This window comes from Risungbinella massiliensis, assembly GCF_000942395.1.
Taxonomy (GTDB): domain Bacteria; phylum Bacillota; class Bacilli; order Thermoactinomycetales; family Thermoactinomycetaceae; genus Risungbinella; species Risungbinella massiliensis.
In genome coordinates this window covers 1,132,627-1,150,754 of the sequence record NZ_LN812103.1, presented here as the reverse complement: position 1 = coordinate 1,150,754, position 18,128 = coordinate 1,132,627, and the positions used below count along the sequence as shown (strand labels likewise).

Genomic DNA, 18,128 nt, shown 5'->3' with positions numbered 1-18,128 from the left:
AAATTTGGCAAATCAAATAATTTAGGAAAAATTTTTCATACAAGATGCCTCTAACGAAAAAGAGGCATCTTATTTTGAATTCAAGACTGCTTCGTTATAACAACGGAGATAACAAGCGAGCAACTTGGTCCATCATACGCTGTGAAAGGGGACGATGTAGCAAATCATCCATTCTCAACGGTATGGAATTAGTGAGATCACGCTCGAATTGCTTGGTAAGTTCCTGTGCCACATGAGCACTATACAAGACTTCGCAAACCTCATAATCTAGGCGAAAGCTTCTCATGTCATAGTTTGCCGCACCTACTTCAGCAATCTCCTCATCGATGATCATCACTTTTGCGTGCAACATGCCTTTGCTGTACTGATAGATTTCAACCCCAGCTTCCAACAATTCTCCGTAGTAGGTCCGACTTGCAGGGCCCACGATTTTGGGAACTACTTGGTGAGGAACCAATAATCTTACACGCACACCTCGTGCTACGGCTGTTTTGATCGCCATAATGATATCTGCATCGGGCACAAAGTAGGGGGTAGTGATGTCAATAGACTGGGTCGCTTGTGTCAGGCAAATGAAGTAAGCCTGCCGAATAATTTGAGTAGGAATTCCAGGATTACCTTCCAAGGTCTGCACATACGCTTGCTGTAACGCCTTTGTGCTCGGGTCGTTATCTATATCGTTGCGATTCATGGTGCCCAACTCAGTGCCAAATTCTGTTGGCAATCCTAAACGAGCAGATTTGCTATATGGAGCGATGTTCTGCGATATATGCTTTGAACGCTGAATGGTTTCTTGCGTATCCTCCGTTTTTCTGTTCGGATGTGTCCTCATCTTCATCCGTTCCGGCGAAACGATCTTCCAATGTGCGTCAAAAATAGCCTGCAAATCGTCTGCAACTTCCCCTACAATTCGCACGTGGGTGTCGCGCCAAAATCCGACATTCGGCTTTAAACCGGTGTATTCATCCCCAACATTGATACCACCTGTAAAAGATTCCTTTCCGTCTATTACAACGATTTTGCAATGATCCCGATAATTCCAATTGGACAATACCCACGGGAAGCGCATTGGAAAAAATATACGGCATTCAATCCCAGCACCCATCATCCGATTGATCTGCTGCTGTGGAAATTTTCGACTCCCCCAACCGTCTCTTATAAAGCGAACCTGTACACCAGCTGTGGATCGTTCAATTAGCAGATCCGTGATTCTTCTACCAATTTGGTCATCCCGGTATATGAAATATTCCAGATTAATCGTATTTTGTGCGTTCTGTAGCGCTTCAATGAGTTTCTCATATGTTTCCATACCGTTCGTGAGCACCTGAACTCGGCCAGTCCGAAGGCCATTTACGGTCAAATTGCGTAAAGTATGAGCAATAATCGATGCAGAACGGCTAAATGAATCAGGCAACGTGTCTGACTCGTTATTAGGAGAAGTCAATCTTTCTCGACGAATACGCACGGGGTTTGAGGTGCTAAGATAGAGTCCAAAACCGATGACAGGCAAAACAAGACAAATGGCTACCCAATTCAAAGCCTTAGCTGGCCTGCGTGCTTCGCGAATTGCTATGATTAATATCAATAGTGAATTTATTATGTAGAGCCAAAGAATCCACACCAACTAAAGATCCCTCCCTCGATCTCCTATAAAATGTGTAACGTATAATGATAGTATTCATTTCCATGTGCTTCTTTGTAATTTATTTAAAATCCGTATTTCTCAAAACCTTTTCTGCTTGATAACAGGCATACGCTCCCCTATATATAAGGAAACAATTCTCAGAATTTAGGTATAAAATGCAGTGATGCTTTTCAGACAACAACAAAAAGCAGCATCCATATTTTGGAGTTTGCTGCCTTCTCGCTTTGAACGGATATAAGATTATCCTGACTGCTGAGTTTCTTCTACCAAACAAAAATACCACATGTACTCTCTTTCTAATCCTTAGTTCCTAACACATCTGTATTTGGAGGTTCATACCCCATCTGGCGTAACATAGCTACAATCTGCCCTTTATGATGGAATTCGTGAGTAATCGTATGCGTTAGCAATTTACCAGGGGTGAGGGATACCATCTCCCCTTCTTGTCTCCAAGGAATTTTCTTCTGAACCGGCTCATTCATGTGATCTGTGAATACTTCAAATACCTCATTTACTAAAGAATCTACATATTCAAATCGTACCTTTATGTCATCTAAACCGAGTTGTAGCAAGTCCTCTTTTGAAGTTTTTGGATTCTTTGTTTTTAATAAGATAAATGAGCCAAGCCAACCATTATAACAGTCTGCTATGTGTACCAGTGCCTCCCGCACACTTTGAAAACCGAACCCATCCATTTGGCGAGTAAAGTCATTTTGATCTAATTCACTACAAAAGTTTAGAAGTACTTCACGAGTCTGTTTTACCCATTCATATTCATTTTGATTCACTATATCCACCCCTTCTCACTCTATTTCCCAAATAGTATATATTATCAAACATATACTTTTGCCAATTTCTCAAGCACAAACCTCTCGGAAAATTTAACGAAATAGCAAATATTTATAGACAATTATGTGAATTAACTATATTTTAAAGTAGAACAAAAAACCTATTTTCAAGAGGTGACCTTCATGGAAAAAATTGCAAAATCATCTGACTTCCAACTGCTTCTGAAAAAGAAAAAAGCCTTTATCGTTCCGATGTCGATTTTCTTTTTTCTCTTCTATTTTGCACTTCCCATTTTTACCTCTTATTTCACCTTTTTAAACAAACCTGCTATCGGTTCCATTAGTTGGGCGTGGGTGTTTGCCTTTTTGCAATTCATCATGACTTGGGCTTGTTGTATCGTGTATAACCGCAAAGCAAAAGAGTTTGACCAAATAGTAGACCAGATCAAAGAGAACCACCAAAAGGAAGGAGAAGTAGCATGAATACCACTGCATTCTGGCTCTTTTTGCTCATCGTCATGGGAACTCTCTTGATCACCTATTTCGCTGCAAAACGTACTAATACCACGAGTGAATTTTATACAGCTGGCGGAGGATTAACTGGATGGCAAAATGGATTGGCGATCGCTGGAGACTATATGTCTGCTGCTTCCTTTTTAGGGATCGCTGGTATGATAGCGCTTTCAGGTTTTGATGGATTCTTCTATAGTATTGGCTTTCTAGTAGCCTATCTCGTTGTTCTCTATCTTGTCGCAGAACCACTTCGTAATCTTGGAAAGTACACAATGGCTGATATGATTGCAGCTCGATTTGACCAAAAAAATATTCGTGGGGTAGCTGCACTCAACTCCGTTGCTATCTCCATCTTCTATATGATTGCTCAGTTGGTGGGGGCTGGCGCCCTCATTAAATTACTACTCGGTTTAGACTATGTGACTTCCGTTCTCATCGTAGGAACTTTGATGACCATCTATGTCGTATTTGGAGGGATGATTGCGACAAGCTGGGTTCAGATCGTCAAAGCAGTTCTATTGATGACAGGTACCTTTCTGATCTCGATCATGGTACTAGCTAAATTTGATTTCAACTTATTTAAGATGTTTGATGAGATGCGAACTGCTACTCCACTTGGAGAAGCATTCCTAAATCCAGGAAATAAGTTTAAAGATGGTTTGGACACTCTCTCACTCAATTTAGGTCTCGTATTGGGAACTGCAGGCCTTCCTCATATTTTGATCCGGTTCTTCACTGTCAAAGACGCCCCTACCGCGCGTAGTTCTGTCGTAAACGCAACATGGATCATTGGGATCTTTTATGTCTTGACCATCTTCCTTGGATTTGGTGCTGCTGCGTTTGTGGGACATGATGTAATTATCGAAGCCAATGCAGCTGGAAATATGGCAGCCCCACTGTTGGCGAAGGCTCTGGGTGGAGATTTCCTGTTTGCCTTTGTTTCTGCTGTTGCTTTTGCCACCATCTTAGCTGTCGTTGCAGGTCTTGTTTTATCTGCTGCCTCTGCCTTTGCTCACGATTTTTATAATCATATACTTCGTGGGGGAACTGCTTCCGAAAAAGAGCAAATGTTAGCCGCAAAATGGGCTTCGGTAGGTGTGGCGGTCATCTCGATTCTCCTCGCCCTGTTTGCCCAAAAGTTGAATGTGGCATTTCTCGTTGGACTCGCCTTTGCCGTCGCGGCTAGTGCCAACCTTCCTGTCATCTTGTACACGATCTTCTGGCGTAGATTTAATACAACTGGAGCTATTTCAGGAATGCTAGTTGGTCTCTTTAGCTCTCTGATCCTAGTAGCGATTAGCCCTAATATTTGGGATCCTACTCCTGGAAAAGCAATTTTAGTTGGAGAGCCACTCATTTCTCTTACCAACCCTGGAATTATCTCCATTCCACTCGGCTTCTTGGCTGCATATCTCGGAACAATTTTGACTTCCAAAGAAACGGACGACAAGAAGTTTGATGAGATATTAGTCCAAGCCAACACGGGAATCAAAAAAGAAGCATAAGATAAAGGAAGAAAGCCACCACGATCTGTTCCCAGTCTAAAATGACCAACAGATCGCCAGTGGCTTTTTTTCTGTAAAGAAAGAGGCCTTTGTACAGAACTTCTATATATGCATCTCCAATCAATATAATTACCTATCTATTTATAGAGCTGATTACAGTAGTGATGCCGCTGCTTGATCGAGAAGGCTGTGGCATTAAAATGCTTTGCAAAACAGGTGCTTGAAGCTATGGGGTTATATCTCCTCGCTCATAAAGAAATTACTTAGCACTTCTCTCATTCGTGCGATCCTTGATGCTTTGCCATGCTTTCTAAGACTTCCATTGCCTCAATAGCAGTCGGTATAGTGAGTACATTTTGTTCAGCGAAATCCTGTGCTTGTGGATCCCCACTATCTTTTATCTCTTGCGCAGCCGACTCGACATCGTACATCGTCCTACGGAACTCATATCCTTCTGGGCTTAGTAGTAGCCAGTACGCACCTGGTCGATCAGCATAGGGCATTCCTACGCTCCCAGCATTCAAAATACACACATCTCCTACTTGCAGCTTAAACTGTATATGGGTATGTCCACACACAACAATCGGATGCTCAATACCTTTAAAGATGCTAGATAGTCGCTCCTGTGAGGTAATCGGTGTAAAAATCTCTTCGTCACTACGTGGTGTGGCATGACAAAATAAGACATCACCCAGTCCCTTAACATGAAGTGTAATCTTGTCTGGTAACTGAGCCAAAAAATCACGTTGGGAACGTGTTAATTGTTCAGCAACCCAGCGTGTCTTTTCACGCCCTTTCTCTGACATATTAGGGGAAAGAGGCTGACCATCATAAGCCATGACAACTTCCCGATCCCCATTGCCACGAATAAAGCCAACCTGATCACCAAGCTGACAGAGACGTTCTAACGTTTGCCTAGGCATGGGTCCAGAAACGATATCTCCTCCCACCAAGATTAAATCTGGTTGCACCTCTTTGAGTTCTTCGAGTAATGCGTTCAACGATGGTAGATTTCCATGAATATCATAAAGTGCTGCAATTTTCATCTCTCAACCTCCTCGTTTTGTTAGTGTTACAACTTCACGATCATTAGTAAAATAAATATAAACATACAAAATTATCTAAATATATTAACCCTATCTGCAACAACTTTTAAACTTATATGGTCTTCCCTATCTTCAACTGGATACTTACCTATTAAATTCTTTCAAAATCTAAAAGCTCCTTTTTCTCTTTATTTAGTAAAGATATTTCCAAGTAGTTTGTATGGTTCAACGCATAACCTTCTTCCCACAAACTAAATTTATTTGTAGCTAGAGAATCTAATGTTAATCTGGTACATCTATATGTTCGGAAACTCTAGATTTAAGTATTTCGATCAATTCTTCGTCCATAAAACCATAATCATCAGGTATGTCCAGAGTTCTAATCTTTTTATTAGAGAGCATAGGACCAAACTTATCTTGAAGTCGTATAAGATGTTTCTTTTCCATTACAAAAATAAGGTCAGCCCAACCAATGTGTCCACTTGTAACCTTTATTCTAGCACCATCCTCTGTACCAACAGACCTTACATCATAGTTATTGAATCTATGAAAAATCTTTTCTGCAGTTAGACTACGCCATTTGTTCCTGCTACAAATAAATAAAATCTTAATATGTCTTCACCTCTTGAATTTGATTAACGTTTCCTCAACAATATCTCATCACAATAACAATGATAAAAAAGATGCCTTTTGCATAGTGTCAAAAGGCACCTACATTCATTTTATTTCTTTCATCTTTTTTTATTGATCTGTCTTTAATAGTGCTGCTGCCGCCTTGTCCAGATAAGCAATAGCATTCATATGCTTTTGCAAGACAGAAGCTGGAAGATCTGAGGTGATTTCTCCTTGTACCATACCTGCTACAGCATTTGCTTTTGCTTCTCCATTGGCAATAAGGATCACCTTATCTGCCTCTACAAAATGCTGACATCCTAGCGTAATTCCATGTACCAATTTTGTTTCTTGTGCAAAGTATTTTTGCCCTACTTGTTTAGTAGTTTCACTAAGATCCATTACATGACTCGTTAACTCCAGAGAGACTCCTGGTTCATTGAGGCCTAAGTGTCCATTTACCCCTATTCCTAACAATACGAGATCGAGCCCTCCATATTTTTCAATGAGTCTATCAATCTTCTGACACTCTTGTTCCAAATCTGCTGCTTTGGCATCGAAGAAGAAAATTTGATCTTCTCGAATCTGTGCGGGACGGAAAAAGGTATCATAGAGATAATGTTGTGTACTTCCCTCATCCGTGCGGTCCATTCCTACCCACTCGTCTAATCCCACAAAAATAGCTTGAGAAAAATCAACTTTTCCTTGTGATTGAGCTTCTACTAATCGTTTCAAGGTCCCTGTCGGGGTAGAGCCCGCTGCTAAGCTGATAAGAGAATCTGGTTTTTCATTAAGTAGCGTAATGATATCTGCTGCTGCTCGTTCTGACATTTCTTCAAAATCTGCTACAACTACAATCTCCATGAAAATTACCCCTCCTACTATGACTCACTTAGATCCCATCTTCTTCTGGTTCGGTTAATACTCTATCTTGCAATTCAAAAGCTTGGACAGCATCTTTTCCTATTGAGACTGCTAGACTAGTTAGCTCCTCGAGAGTTTTGGTCTCTTTCCATAGAGCCAACTCTACTAACATCGCTAGATTTGTTCCCCCCACTACTTTTATCTTTGGATCTTCGTTAGATAGAAGGACAGCTGTCTGAAACGGAGACCCTCCAACCAAGTCGCAGAGGACTAGTACACCATCACAATCTTTAAGTGCCAATCGTTCCTGTAAGATCTTTTCTCGTAATTGTTCTGTTGAATCTTCTGCTACAAAATCTACAAACTTTATATTCAATTGTTCTCCTGCAATCAATTTAAGAGATGAGCCCAATCCAGTAGCAAAATGACCGTGCCCGGTTACAATTATTCCATTCATTTCAAAACGCTCCTCTCTATCCTAAGTGAATAGGTAGTAAAGCTTGAATCATTCAACTAACCATGAACGAGGGATAAAAGCCCCTCGTTCATGGGAATTCGACTTTATAAAATACCAAGATAGGATAGTAGAATCGCCAATACAAAGGTGATGAGGATCAACAGTACTGGATTCATTTTCTTATTCTTCAAGAAGTAGTACATCAAAAAGGTATATCCAAGTGGTAATAGATTTGGAAAAATTTTATCTAAGAAATCTTTTTGTAAAGAAACACTTTTCTCTGCATTGATCTGCAAAGTAGTCGCAAGTTCAATATTTACATAAGAAGCAATCAAACCACCGATCACCGTAACACCCAAGATCGTAGCTGCTTTGGATAAAATCTCGGAGTTCTCTTTGATTTTAGCGATCGATTTTACACCCAACGTATATCCTGTATGAGCCCAAAAAACCCGCATAAAGAAAATCCCGAGATAGACTAAAGCAAAAATAATAGGGCCAAGGATACTTCCGTCTGCTGCAAAAGAAGCAGTAATCCCAGCAACGATCGGCAAAATCGTAAACCAGAAAATCGCATCGCCAATCCCGGCGAGTGGTCCAAAGAGTGCTACCTTTAGACCTTTGATCGTGTTTCTGTCTTCTTTGTTCTCTTCTAACGAGAGCAATAGTCCCATGAGAAGCGATACAAGCGGTGGACTGGTATTGATAAATTCCAAGTTATCTTTCATCGACTCAGACAAACCTTTTTTATCGTCACGGTATATCTTTTTGAGGAACGGTAAGATGGAATACAACCATCCTCCCGCTTGCATTCGCTGGTAGTTAAAACTAGCTTGTAAGAAGATCGATCTAAATCCTAATTTGGTAATATCTCGTTTTGATAAAAGGCGTTTTGGTTCATTTGTTTCAGGTGTTTTAGATTCCATCTTCGTAGTCACCTCCAGCCGGTAGGCTATCTGCTAATCGTTTCTCGAGTTCTTCTTTCTCTTTATCCTGGAAGAATGCATAGAGAGCTGCTGCTAGACCAATTACCGCTACAGGTAGTAAGTTGCCAAAATCCAAGAACGAAGCGACGAAGAAACCAATTAATAAGTAAGGAATAAACTTTGGCTTTAGCATCACTTTTAACAGGAGACCAAATCCTACTGCTGGTAAGATCCCTCCGGCAATCTCAAAACCATGGCTCAACCATTCTGGCATAGCTTGTACCAATGCCTTCATTGGTTCTTGTGCGATATATCCGGAGAGAAATACAACAATTCCATATGTGAGCGAAACGATGATGATGGGAACCCAGTTCAGTACAGAGAAAGCTCTCGTATTTGCATCTTCTGCATATTTGTCTGCTCTTCCCATAAAGACAGAGAAGATCGAGTAATAGAATAGAATGATATACTGCATCAAGAAGCTAAATGGCAAAGCGAGTCCAATTGCGGCAGCTGGGTTCACTCCTGTGGTATGAGCGATTACTACTGTCATCACCCCAGCCAAAATTGGGTTAGGAGGCTGTGTACCACCTGCTGGAGTCAGTCCTGCAAATGCAAGCTCGGTTAGGCCTGCTGCCACGATCCCTAATGATAGATCACCTAGGATCAAACCAGTAAGGGTACAAACGATCATAGGTCGGAAAATATAAAAACCCTCTAACCAAAAATCGAAACCAGCGATAATTGCTAGAACTGCTAGTAAGATCCCCTGTGTTAATGTAATATCCATGGTGCTCCCCCTCTACTTGATGGAATGTTTGGTATCTCCAGGAGTGTCTTGTATGTAGACTTCAACCCCTTTTGACTGAAGATAGTGCAGATCCTCTAAATCTTTTTCATCCACATAGACCTTTTTCGTTAGTTCTTTCTTACCAGCAGAATAGTGCATGTTTCCGACGTTTACCTCTTGGATCGGCACTCCTCCATCGATGAGGCGTCGTACGGTCTCTGGTGTCTTACAGATAATGAACATTTTTTGACGGGCTGCAGCTTTATGAATGACATCAATCGTTTTTTGAACGGTAAAGAACCGGATTCCCGCTCCTGATGATTTTGCAGTCGCTTCCATCAATTGCTGCTGTAGTGGTTCATTAGCAGTCTGATCATCGACTACGACAAGTAAATTTGCTCCCAGTGTACTTGTCCAAATTACGCCTACTTGTCCATGCACCAAACGATTATCAATACGAGTAAGCAAAATATTAGGTGTACCCATGTTTGTTTCTCCCCTTTCTTTTTTACAAATTCGATCCAGTGAGATCGCTTTCATTTAGAGGTTTATGATGAATACGGATGAATCGTCACACCTTGTACAATGCGATTTACACTACCACTTGGACATGGATTATCTGGTTGAAAGCCTAGTTGTAACGATTTGTGGAGTGCAAAAACTTGTCCATATAAGATGAATGGAAATGCCAACCAAGCATCTTCTATCCCTTGAAGTGAATCATTACTTCCTTCTGGCAGTTCGGTATACAAATAATAGTCACTATTTTCTCTCACTTCTTCGATAAAATCATCAGAGATTGCAAGTACGTGAGCTGAGCAAATCTCTTTTTCACGATAAATTTCTTTTAATAGATCCAGATCGTATTTACGTGTATAAACATTATTGCTAATCATCAAGACAACGAGTGACTTATCGTTAAGGATTGTTTTGGGACCGTGCCGAAAGCCAAGTGGTGAATCATACAAAGTGAAAATATCTCCGTTGACTAGCTCTAACATTTTGAGTGATGACTCATGAGCAAGTCCCAGTAATGATCCGGATCCCAGATAAACAATATTGGAGAATGGCTTTTCTGCTAAGGTAGCTAAGCGCTTCGTCCCATTTTTCAAGAAGTGACTTCCGATCCGGCTGATGTGTTGGATAACGCTTTCATATTGCTCCAAACGATCCGTTTGGAATAGAAGCATTGCACTTAACATCATGCAAGTGAAACTACTAGTCATCGCAAATCCTTGATCATTGCTCTCTTTTGGCATCAACAACAAGAGCGATTTCTCTTGATCGGTCGATTTCTTGGCAAGATATCCATCTGGATTGCAAGTAATCTGAACTTGATAAAAGTCCTGAACTAACTTCTCTCCAATTTCTACTGAAGCAACACTCTCAGGGCTATTGCCTGAACGAGCAAAGGAGATCATGATCGTTGGCATGTCGGCATGGAGATACTCGCTTGGATTGGACACGATGTTTGTTGTAGGAATGGAATGAAATTCCAATTTATTGGAACCGCTTACTTTTTGCAGATAAGGTTGAATCGTATCTCCTACAAAAGCAGAAGTTCCTGCGCCAGCTAAGATCACCTTTACATGAGAGTGTCGATTCAAAATAGTACCCAAGAACGTTTGGATTCTCTCACGCTCGGAAACCATGTTTTGGTATGTTTGGAGCCATAGATCCGGTTGCTGAGCAATCTCTCGTTCTGTATGAATCGCGCCCATTTCTTTGCTCTTGGCTTCTGACTGAAATAAGAACACTACTTTCTCACCTCATTATGTTAGTTCTACAGTGTACGTAAATTTGTCTCCTGGAGAAATAGCGATGGTACACTCTACGATCTGTTCACCTGCGTAACCAATTCGCTCATTTCGAAGTCCTGGTGCTCCTTCAGACTCATGGAGAAGCGTCGATTCTGGCTTTTTTATTCCAATCGCTTGAATCGATTCAAAAGCCCGGTTGATCGTGATCTGGTACTTTTCTCGGAGAACATCATAAAGTGATCTACCTTCTAAATCGGCTTGAGTCAAATCAGCAAACCATGCACGTGGCAGATAACAGGTCTCGTGAACAATCGGTTCCTGGTCTGCATAACGCAGACGGATCAACTCGATTACCTCTGCCTCTTCCTCGATCTGCAAAACCTTCGCAATACGTGAAGGCGCTTTCATAATTTGAAATGAAAGAATATCTGTACTTGTCTTTTTTCCCAGTCTCTTCATCTCTTCGGAAAAACTATAAATATTGGTTAAACTCTGTTTAAAAGTAGCAGGAGCGACAAAACTACCTTTTCCATGCTCCTTGTAGATATATCCTTTGTTTTCTAACTCCACCATCGCTTGACGAAGAGTGGTTCGACTAATTCCATAAATATCGCACAGTTCCCGTTCGGACGGTAGCTTATCATGCTCCTTCACCTGTCCAGACGAAATCATCTTCAAAATATTTTCGATCACCTGCACATAAAGTGGGAGTCGACTTGACTTATCTATTTTCAGGCTTCTTCCTCCTGTTCGAAAGATGAGGTAGTGTTGTCATGTTGTCACTACCAGTTGTGCTATGTCTTTATAGTAACGATCATCTATGCTATTTGTCAATGGAATCGTTTCCATTTTATTTTATATTTAAATAAAAGTTTATTTTTAGTGCATAAAAACAGAATGTAATACGAGAAATAATTATCTTGGCTGCTCTATAAAACAAACACAAAACCAATCATTGTTTGCCCCAATAAGAAAAACCTCGTGATAAAACCGAGGTTGCTAGAATTAAGATATATTATAGTAAAAGGGTATCATTTCAATCACGACCATACAATATCCATCTTGCCCAATCATCCCGACCGTTCTCTAAGGCTTTTTTGGAAGCGGATTCCCAATCGTAAGGCACTAAAATATGCTCTACTAACCATTGATCGTGTCGCTTTGACAAAATTGTATATTTAGCATGAGGAGAACCAGATTCCATCTTGTGTGGAAAAGGCAATTCATCTGTATAAGCAGGAAGCCCCACGCTACCTGGGTTTATCACGATCTGACCAGAGGATAGGTAAACGGTTCTTGGAATATGGCTATGAGCACATAAAACAATCTGCTCGTTTACATCCTTTAGATCTTGATGAATCAGTTCAGAGGATCTAAGAAAGACTCCGTTAGGCGTAACTTCCTCTAATAAGCACGTTTCATCGGAAACAGGAGTCCCATGGCATAAATAAACTTCCTGTCCATAACGAAGCGTACTGGGCAGATCCTCAAGCCAATGTAGAGTGTTGGAATCTAGCTGTTCTTTCACATATACAAATGTTTTTGCCTGTAATGCTTCCTTAGTGGGAGATACTAGTATCCGGTCTTGGTTCCCTTTGATAGAGATAATCTTTTTTGAGGTTAGTCTCTTAGCTGTACCAGCAGGGTCAAGAGGCCCAAATAAACTATCACCTAAATTTATAATATCGAGTATCCCTCTTTGCTCGATATCTTCCAACACGGCATCTAACGCCCATGAATTTCCGTGAATATCAGAAATAATAGCAAATGATTGAAAATTGTCTATGGTGCTCTCCACCTTTCTGATTTCATTAAATGATAACAGAGATAATCCTCGTTTTAAAATGGTAGATCATCTCTTGTTAGATCAACATAACTTGGAAAATACGAACGATAACGCTCTAAAATTGCTGACCAGATATTCCAAGGAGATTTCTCCACTGCTCTTCATCCATCCTGGTTAACTTTTGAATCAATTGAGTAAAAACATCATGTCCCCTGATTTGCATCATGCACCGATTGAAGTAATTTCTTCATTTGTGCTAATAGTTTGGTAAACTCCTCTGGCTCCACACCACTTTTATTGAAAAGATTCATTGGCACCTTACAAGCTTTCTTATGAACATCTACACCTGAATCACTTAGTTGAATGCTTACCACCCTCTCATCCTCTTTCCTACGGTTCCGTTTCACTAAGTTCATCTCTTCCATTCGTTTTAATAATGGGGTCAACGTTCCAGAATCCAGATACAGAATCTGACCAAGTTCTTTTACTGTACATTCCCCATGTTCAAAGAGAACTTGCAATACCAAATACTGAGGATATGTTATTCCTAATTCGGCAAGCAATGGTCGATAAAGCTTTGTGATTTCTCTAGAACAAGCATAAATTGTGAAACAAAGATGGTTATCTAGACGAAGGTTCTCATTCTCCATGATGTGAATCTACTCCTTTGGAAATAATAGGAGATAATCTCCCTAAAATAGAAGTTTCCAATACTATATAAACGGGGTATTATTATATTGTACAAAATTTAATTGTGCACAATCAAAATTAAAGGGGACATTTTAAATGAATCCAATGTATACAGCTTCCGCAACGGTAACAAAAGGTGGTCGAACAGGACATGTTGCTTCTTCAGATGGTGTTCTTGACTTGAATCTTGCTATGCCAAAAGAACTAGGAGGATCTGGTGGAGAAGGTACTAATCCAGAACAACTTTTCGCTGCTGGATATGCTTCCTGCTTTGACAGTGCGCTGAATCTAGTAGCTCGACAAAGTAAAATACGAGTAAAAGAAACCAAAGTTACAGCAGATGTATCCATCGGAAAAGATACAGATGGTGGATTTAAGTTATCCGTTTCTCTAGAAATATCGATCCCAGAACTAGATCATGAAACGACTAAAAAATTAGCAGAGCAAGCCCATCATGTATGTCCTTATTCCAAAGCAACACGTGGAAATATTGATGTTTCCATAAAAGTGGTATAACGTAAAAATAAACCAGAGAAAGAATAGCTTTACGTTACCTATGGCTCGATCGATACTTCTTAAAATGATGTCCCATTAACTATGTAACTAATATAACAAAATGTAATAGACATCTAACAACAAAAAAGCCAATCCTTCTATTCTGTAGAAGAGATTGGCTTTTTTATACAAAATCCCCATCAAGGTTAGTTACTATCTATGGTGGGTACTAATCGTATGGAAACTCCAATCCGATTCCATGCATTGATCGTGACGATCTGCATGATGATTTCCGCAATTTCCTTCTCATCAAAGTATTGATTTACTTCCTCAAACACATCGTCTGGAACATGCGTTTCTGCAACCATTGTAATTGCTTCCGTCAGTGCTAACACTGCCCGCTCTTCTGGGGAGTAGAAAGGAGCTTCCCGCCAAGCATTCAATCCATAGATACGTTGCTCTGTTTCTCCCATCTTACGTGCTTCTTTCGTATGCATGTCAATACAAAAAAGACAACCATTCATTTGGGAGGCACGGATCTTGATAAGCTCTTTTAGTTTTTTATCAATTCCCGTTCTTTGTATATACGTTTCAAGCGCAATCATTGCTTGATAACCTTCTGGATTTACCTTTCCCATATTAAATCTTGTTTTCATTTCTACTTCCTCCTTTTGCAGTTTAGATATTCAATCACTTATAAGACAATGGACCAGGTAGTTTTGTGACATCTTCAACAGGATTTTTTTGATTTCTTAAAGGAAGTTGCTTGTAAATACCAAAAAAACATCAGGGAAAGAATTTCCTCTGATGTTTGATCGTTACTCCTTATTAATCTATAAATGGTTTTAACTTATCCGGATTAAAAACTGCATAAATATATGAAATACGCCCAGATTCCGGTTCCAGTTCAAAACTCCATATCGAAGGCAACCCTTCCCGAATTAGTTTCATAGCCGTTTCGCCGTTTATGGAAATAGAAGAAGCTGCTTTTGAAAAGGATCCTTTCGTAGCAATTCCTTTAAAAAATGCTGTAACTCGTTCTATTCCCGTAATCGGTCGGACTGCGGCTCTGACTTTCCCACCAGCATCTGAAATAAAAATGACTTGTTCACCAAGAAGTTTGATAACCTCTTCCACTTGATCATTGTTTATTGCGTTAATAAATTTTGTAACGACCATACTATGATTCTCATGTCGACAATGATCAGGACGATATTCTTTTAACTTTTGACGAGCACGGCTACATATCTTACGGCAATTATCCTCTGACTTTTGCATCATCTCTGCGATTTTACGATATGGATAATCATACAAATCTTTTAATACAAATACGACTCTTTCCATCGGTGATAAACTTTCTAACATTACCATATAAGCATACGAAAGATCTTCTTTACGTTCTATACGACTGAATGCCTCATCCATAGTCATAGAAGGCATCGGTTCTGGAAGCCAAGTTCCAGGATATATGACCTTTTTTTTATTTGCTGATTGAAGTAAATTAAAACACCGATTGGTGACTGATTTACATAAAAAAGCTTTCAAATTATCGATATGGTCCAAATCTATTGATTGGAGATTTAAAAACACTTCTTGCACTATGTCTTCTGCTTCCGAAATAGTACCCAATAAGCTATAACCAATGGATAATAGCATTGGTTTATACACTTGATAAGTCATTTCTAAGTTCATAGACATGCCTCACTTCCAAACTATAAATCCTAAAAAAAAAAGACTCCTTCCATCGGAATCCCCTTATAAAGAGTATTTCTCTACTGAAAAATTCCTTTATCCCGTAAAATCTCCAACGTTATTTGTTTTGCTCTGGAACCACTTGCATCTTGATCTGCTTCTATGTTGGTTACAAAAAGATAGACATTATTTTCTTTTTCAACATACCCCACATACCAACCATTAATCGGAACTCCATTTATCTCATTATTTTGCCAACCAGTTCCTGTCTTCCCAGATAACACAGCATAATCTCTTTGATCTTGAATCAAAATATTTTTTACTATATTGATATGGTCAGTAGAAAATGGAAGATTGTATGTGTAGAACTTCTTTAAAAACTTTAACTGCTCCAGAGGAGAAATTTTTAAGGACGACTGTAACCAAAAGTTCCTCAATCCTCCAGAGATATCTTGATTCCCATAAGCAATTGCATCTAGATACCTTTGCTCATTAGCCTCTCCGATTTGATCAGCTACTTCTTGAAAATACCAAATGGTTGAATTTGGGATGGCCATACTCAAGGTCTGATCCTGATTCCAAGCTGGAATGGGGTACATAGTACCATCCCATTGAAATAGCGTATTCTCATCCTGAAGCACACCATGATCTAAACCAAATAAAGCATGAGGAATCTTAAATGTAGAGTTCGGCGCTACTTTTTTTTCGCTTTTTTCTTTGTTATATATGGTGTACTTATCATTCTTTAGGTCATATAACAAAAAGGTACCATCATAACCCGTAAAATAGTTTTCTAGATTCTCATAATGAAACTTAGGTTTCACATCGATAGATTGATAGGTAAAACCACTACAAACACTTACTATGAGACTGGTTAAAAAAAAGAAAGATAGAAATTTTTTCAAAATTTACTTCCTCCTTTAGCGATTTGAAACATATTCTATATATTCTAAAAATAGTATTCGATTCCCTTTGATTTGAATCATATTTATATATTTGGAATATAATATTCGTTCTCCTTTAACTTGTTGTTAAATTCAATCCCTTCAAAGGATTTGACAAAGTAGTTCTGCTCCATACAGCTCACTAACATAAAAAGACTTGAGCCTCCCTTTTCTAAGGTGGTTCTCAAGTCTTTTCCCATTTTCCCTTTACTCCTAATCTTACCAACCACAAATAGTACGTATATGCTCTGGAAGCCATTGTATCCACATAAAGTGTTGCGGTACTAGACTTTGAAATAGAAAGAATACAATGATAAGAAGTACAAGTAAAGCTGATCCTGATAACAGCCATTCTCTCCCGTTCATACGCGGCATCTTTCCATCAGATGAGACAATGGCGTCAATCCGATAGTCTTGAAGAGAACCGTCCACAAAGGGAGTTATTGCCCTGGCAGTTTGGTGGGAAGAACTACTTGCTAGTTTGATAAGAGCAGATACTAATACTTTCTTGCTACTTTTTTGGATGGCAAATTGATCTGCCAGAATCTCTTTTTCTAAGAAATAGAGATCCCGTAATTTCCCAATGATCGGAAAGAAAAATAAGCTATTAGCAAATGTTGAGGTAATAAATCCTTTCCAAGGATCTCCCTGTTTGCAGTGCCACCGCTCATGTTCTAAGATCGCGATCAATTCTTCTTCTGCTACTGTCTGGAGCATTCCCGTACTGATCAAAATTTGAGGTTTTCGAAACCCAAAAGTAAAAACAATTGGTTCTGCCTGATCTACTAGTAACACTTTTATCCTATACTTCTTAGTAAAGCGTTGAATGATCGTATCTACCATTTCAACCTCGTATTGCATAAGTAATTGGATATACTTTCGGGTATTTCGGAAAATGCGTGTTGCCTGGTAACCAATAAGACCTGAAATAAGCAAAATAAATAAGGAAAATGGATAGTAAAGCGTTGGTATCTCATGATTCACAAAAATCCAACCGCAACATTTATGAATCCACTCTACTAAATGCTTTAACGCAGCATCTGTAGAGACGATCCATGGTAAATAGAGAACAATTGAGATAAGAAGGAGAACCATTCGCAAAGTTTGATAAGCTCGATTCACTTAGATTCATCCTTTTCCAACTCATTTAGATATTGCTTCAACTTTTCGAGACGGTCTGGTGAATGACCTATAGCATCTACAAATTGAGAGATGGCTATTTCTCCATAATCTTTTAAGAGATGTTGGATCGATTGAGAAGATTTTTGCTTAATAAATTGATCTACAGGTAATTTAGCAGAATACAAATAAGTCTTTCCTTTCTTCTCTCTCTCTAATATCGCTTTTTCCACCAAACGCGACATGATCGTCATAATGGTTGTATAAGCATATGGTTTTTCCTGTTGATTAAGGATATCCACCACCTCTTGTACTGTTGCCGTTCCTTTTTTCCAAAGAATCTGCATTACTTCTAGTTCGAGGGGACCTAAGATTTTTGCTAAAATATCTCGATGATTTTCTGGAACCATTTTCGTATAAGCTCCTCTCTCTTTTCATCTATTATATATATAGCTTGTTGCAGTAATTTCAGTTAAACCTAGGCACGACGCTGGTT

21 protein-coding genes are annotated in these 18,128 nt (G+C 39.4%); 3 read left to right on the top strand and 18 right to left on the bottom strand.

All coding sequences use genetic code 11. From position 1 onward, the window contains the following. Nucleotides 1-94: 94 nt before the first annotated feature. The gene (locus VJ09_RS16920) at nucleotides 95-1,624 is read right to left on the bottom strand and encodes a phospholipase D-like domain-containing protein (RefSeq protein ID WP_044642762.1); all 1,530 of its coding nucleotides are present in this window, start codon (nucleotides 1,622-1,624) and stop codon (nucleotides 95-97) included. Between the two features lie 317 nt (nucleotides 1,625-1,941). Next, nucleotides 1,942-2,433, bottom strand: coding sequence for a DinB family protein (locus tag VJ09_RS16915; RefSeq protein ID WP_044642761.1), 492 nt, complete (start codon nucleotides 2,431-2,433; stop codon nucleotides 1,942-1,944). Between the two features lie 183 nt (nucleotides 2,434-2,616). On the opposite strand from VJ09_RS16915, the gene VJ09_RS16910 reads away from it, so the two are divergent. Further along, the gene (locus tag VJ09_RS16910) at nucleotides 2,617-2,916 is read left to right on the top strand and encodes a DUF485 domain-containing protein (protein ID WP_044642760.1); all 300 of its coding nucleotides are present in this window, start codon (nucleotides 2,617-2,619) and stop codon (nucleotides 2,914-2,916) included. Further along, nucleotides 2,913-4,451, top strand: a complete 1,539-nt coding sequence (locus VJ09_RS16905; protein WP_044642759.1) for a solute symporter family protein — start codon at nucleotides 2,913-2,915, stop codon at nucleotides 4,449-4,451. The genes VJ09_RS16910 and VJ09_RS16905 overlap by 4 nt, the downstream gene beginning before the upstream one ends. A 275-nt stretch (nucleotides 4,452-4,726) precedes the next feature. Here VJ09_RS16905 and VJ09_RS16900 read toward each other — a convergent pair whose 3' ends face one another. The 11 genes from VJ09_RS16900 to VJ09_RS16850 all read right to left on the bottom strand — a co-directional run bounded on the left by VJ09_RS16900 (nucleotide 4,727) and on the right by VJ09_RS16850 (nucleotide 13,342). Next, on the bottom strand, nucleotides 4,727-5,497 hold the full coding sequence (locus VJ09_RS16900) for a metallophosphoesterase family protein (RefSeq protein ID WP_044642758.1): 771 nt from the start codon (nucleotides 5,495-5,497) through the stop codon (nucleotides 4,727-4,729). Between the two features lie 282 nt (nucleotides 5,498-5,779). Then, on the bottom strand, nucleotides 5,780-6,109 hold the full coding sequence (locus tag VJ09_RS18915; protein ID WP_044642757.1) for a low molecular weight protein tyrosine phosphatase family protein: 330 nt from the start codon (nucleotides 6,107-6,109) through the stop codon (nucleotides 5,780-5,782). 129 nt (nucleotides 6,110-6,238) lie between these two features. Further along, a complete protein-coding gene (locus VJ09_RS16890) occupies nucleotides 6,239-6,973 on the bottom strand; it encodes a glucosamine-6-phosphate deaminase (RefSeq protein ID WP_044642756.1) in 735 nt (244 codons plus the stop codon). A gap of 28 nt (nucleotides 6,974-7,001) precedes the next feature. Further along, nucleotides 7,002-7,430: a PTS galactosamine/N-acetylgalactosamine transporter subunit IIA gene (gene agaF / locus VJ09_RS16885; protein WP_044642755.1), complete on the bottom strand. Its 429-nt coding sequence runs from the start codon at nucleotides 7,428-7,430 to the stop codon at nucleotides 7,002-7,004. A gap of 104 nt (nucleotides 7,431-7,534) precedes the next feature. Beyond that, entirely contained in the window at nucleotides 7,535-8,356 is an 822-nt protein-coding gene (gene agaD, locus VJ09_RS16880) for a PTS galactosamine transporter subunit IID (RefSeq protein ID WP_044642754.1), read from the bottom strand. Next, on the bottom strand, nucleotides 8,346-9,146 hold the full coding sequence (agaC, locus tag VJ09_RS16875; RefSeq protein ID WP_044642753.1) for a PTS galactosamine transporter subunit IIC: 801 nt from the start codon (nucleotides 9,144-9,146) through the stop codon (nucleotides 8,346-8,348). The genes agaD and agaC overlap by 11 nt, the downstream gene beginning before the upstream one ends. A 12-nt stretch (nucleotides 9,147-9,158) precedes the next feature. Continuing rightward, a complete protein-coding gene (gene agaB, locus VJ09_RS16870) occupies nucleotides 9,159-9,632 on the bottom strand; it encodes a PTS galactosamine transporter subunit IIB (RefSeq protein WP_044642752.1) in 474 nt (157 codons plus the stop codon). Nucleotides 9,633-9,694: 62 nt separating this feature from the next. Then, on the bottom strand, nucleotides 9,695-10,903 hold the full coding sequence (locus VJ09_RS16865) for an SIS domain-containing protein (protein ID WP_230199173.1): 1,209 nt from the start codon (nucleotides 10,901-10,903) through the stop codon (nucleotides 9,695-9,697). A gap of 15 nt (nucleotides 10,904-10,918) precedes the next feature. Then, complete coding sequence (locus VJ09_RS16860) at nucleotides 10,919-11,599, bottom strand: GntR family transcriptional regulator (protein ID WP_267904333.1); 681 nt, start codon at nucleotides 11,597-11,599, stop codon at nucleotides 10,919-10,921. A gap of 343 nt (nucleotides 11,600-11,942) precedes the next feature. Next, nucleotides 11,943-12,704: a metallophosphoesterase family protein gene (locus VJ09_RS16855; RefSeq protein WP_230199172.1), complete on the bottom strand. Its 762-nt coding sequence runs from the start codon at nucleotides 12,702-12,704 to the stop codon at nucleotides 11,943-11,945. 191 nt (nucleotides 12,705-12,895) lie between these two features. Further along, nucleotides 12,896-13,342, bottom strand: coding sequence for a MarR family winged helix-turn-helix transcriptional regulator (locus VJ09_RS16850; protein WP_044642751.1), 447 nt, complete (start codon nucleotides 13,340-13,342; stop codon nucleotides 12,896-12,898). 136 nt (nucleotides 13,343-13,478) lie between these two features. Between VJ09_RS16850 and VJ09_RS16845 the strand changes: the two genes are divergently transcribed. Next, complete coding sequence (locus VJ09_RS16845; protein WP_044642750.1) at nucleotides 13,479-13,898, top strand: organic hydroperoxide resistance protein; 420 nt, start codon at nucleotides 13,479-13,481, stop codon at nucleotides 13,896-13,898. Between the two features lie 185 nt (nucleotides 13,899-14,083). On the opposite strand, the gene VJ09_RS16840 is transcribed toward VJ09_RS16845, so the two are convergent. The 5 genes from VJ09_RS16840 to VJ09_RS16820 form a co-directional block, all read right to left on the bottom strand. Next, the gene (locus VJ09_RS16840; RefSeq protein ID WP_044642749.1) at nucleotides 14,084-14,533 is read right to left on the bottom strand and encodes a carboxymuconolactone decarboxylase family protein; all 450 of its coding nucleotides are present in this window, start codon (nucleotides 14,531-14,533) and stop codon (nucleotides 14,084-14,086) included. Nucleotides 14,534-14,705: 172 nt separating this feature from the next. Continuing rightward, the gene (gene sigJ, locus VJ09_RS16835; protein WP_082050631.1) at nucleotides 14,706-15,575 is read right to left on the bottom strand and encodes an RNA polymerase sigma factor SigJ; all 870 of its coding nucleotides are present in this window, start codon (nucleotides 15,573-15,575) and stop codon (nucleotides 14,706-14,708) included. A gap of 74 nt (nucleotides 15,576-15,649) precedes the next feature. Beyond that, nucleotides 15,650-16,474, bottom strand: a complete 825-nt coding sequence (blaOXA, locus tag VJ09_RS16830) for a class D beta-lactamase (protein WP_044642747.1) — start codon at nucleotides 16,472-16,474, stop codon at nucleotides 15,650-15,652. A gap of 258 nt (nucleotides 16,475-16,732) precedes the next feature. After that, entirely contained in the window at nucleotides 16,733-17,635 is a 903-nt protein-coding gene (locus VJ09_RS16825) for a M56 family metallopeptidase (RefSeq protein ID WP_044642746.1), read from the bottom strand. Then, nucleotides 17,632-18,042 carry a BlaI/MecI/CopY family transcriptional regulator gene (locus tag VJ09_RS16820; protein WP_044642745.1) on the bottom strand — a complete coding sequence of 137 codons (411 nt, stop codon included), beginning with the start codon at nucleotides 18,040-18,042 and terminating at the stop codon, nucleotides 17,632-17,634. The genes VJ09_RS16825 and VJ09_RS16820 overlap by 4 nt, the downstream gene beginning before the upstream one ends. Nucleotides 18,043-18,128: the final 86 nt, after the last annotated feature.

Coding starts and splice junctions, on each gene's coding strand:
- VJ09_RS16890 (WP_044642756.1), bottom strand. CDS start 6,973: ATGGAGATTGTAGTTGTAGCAGATTTTGAAGAAATGTCAGAACGAGCA.
- VJ09_RS16845 (WP_044642750.1), top strand. CDS start 13,479: ATGAATCCAATGTATACAGCTTCCGCAACGGTAACAAAAGGTGGTCGA.
- VJ09_RS16840 (WP_044642749.1), bottom strand. CDS start 14,533: ATGAAAACAAGATTTAATATGGGAAAGGTAAATCCAGAAGGTTATCAA.
- VJ09_RS16850 (WP_044642751.1), bottom strand. CDS start 13,342: ATGGAGAATGAGAACCTTCGTCTAGATAACCATCTTTGTTTCACAATT.
- agaC (WP_044642753.1), bottom strand. CDS start 9,146: ATGGATATTACATTAACACAGGGGATCTTACTAGCAGTTCTAGCAATT.
- agaB (WP_044642752.1), bottom strand. CDS start 9,632: ATGGGTACACCTAATATTTTGCTTACTCGTATTGATAATCGTTTGGTG.
- VJ09_RS16820 (WP_044642745.1), bottom strand. CDS start 18,042: ATGGTTCCAGAAAATCATCGAGATATTTTAGCAAAAATCTTAGGTCCC.
- VJ09_RS16910 (WP_044642760.1), top strand. CDS start 2,617: ATGGAAAAAATTGCAAAATCATCTGACTTCCAACTGCTTCTGAAAAAG.
- sigJ (WP_082050631.1), bottom strand. CDS start 15,575: ATGTCTATGAACTTAGAAATGACTTATCAAGTGTATAAACCAATGCTA.
- VJ09_RS16900 (WP_044642758.1), bottom strand. CDS start 5,497: ATGAAAATTGCAGCACTTTATGATATTCATGGAAATCTACCATCGTTG.
- agaD (WP_044642754.1), bottom strand. CDS start 8,356: ATGGAATCTAAAACACCTGAAACAAATGAACCAAAACGCCTTTTATCA.
- VJ09_RS16905 (WP_044642759.1), top strand. CDS start 2,913: ATGAATACCACTGCATTCTGGCTCTTTTTGCTCATCGTCATGGGAACT.
- agaF (WP_044642755.1), bottom strand. CDS start 7,430: ATGAATGGAATAATTGTAACCGGGCACGGTCATTTTGCTACTGGATTG.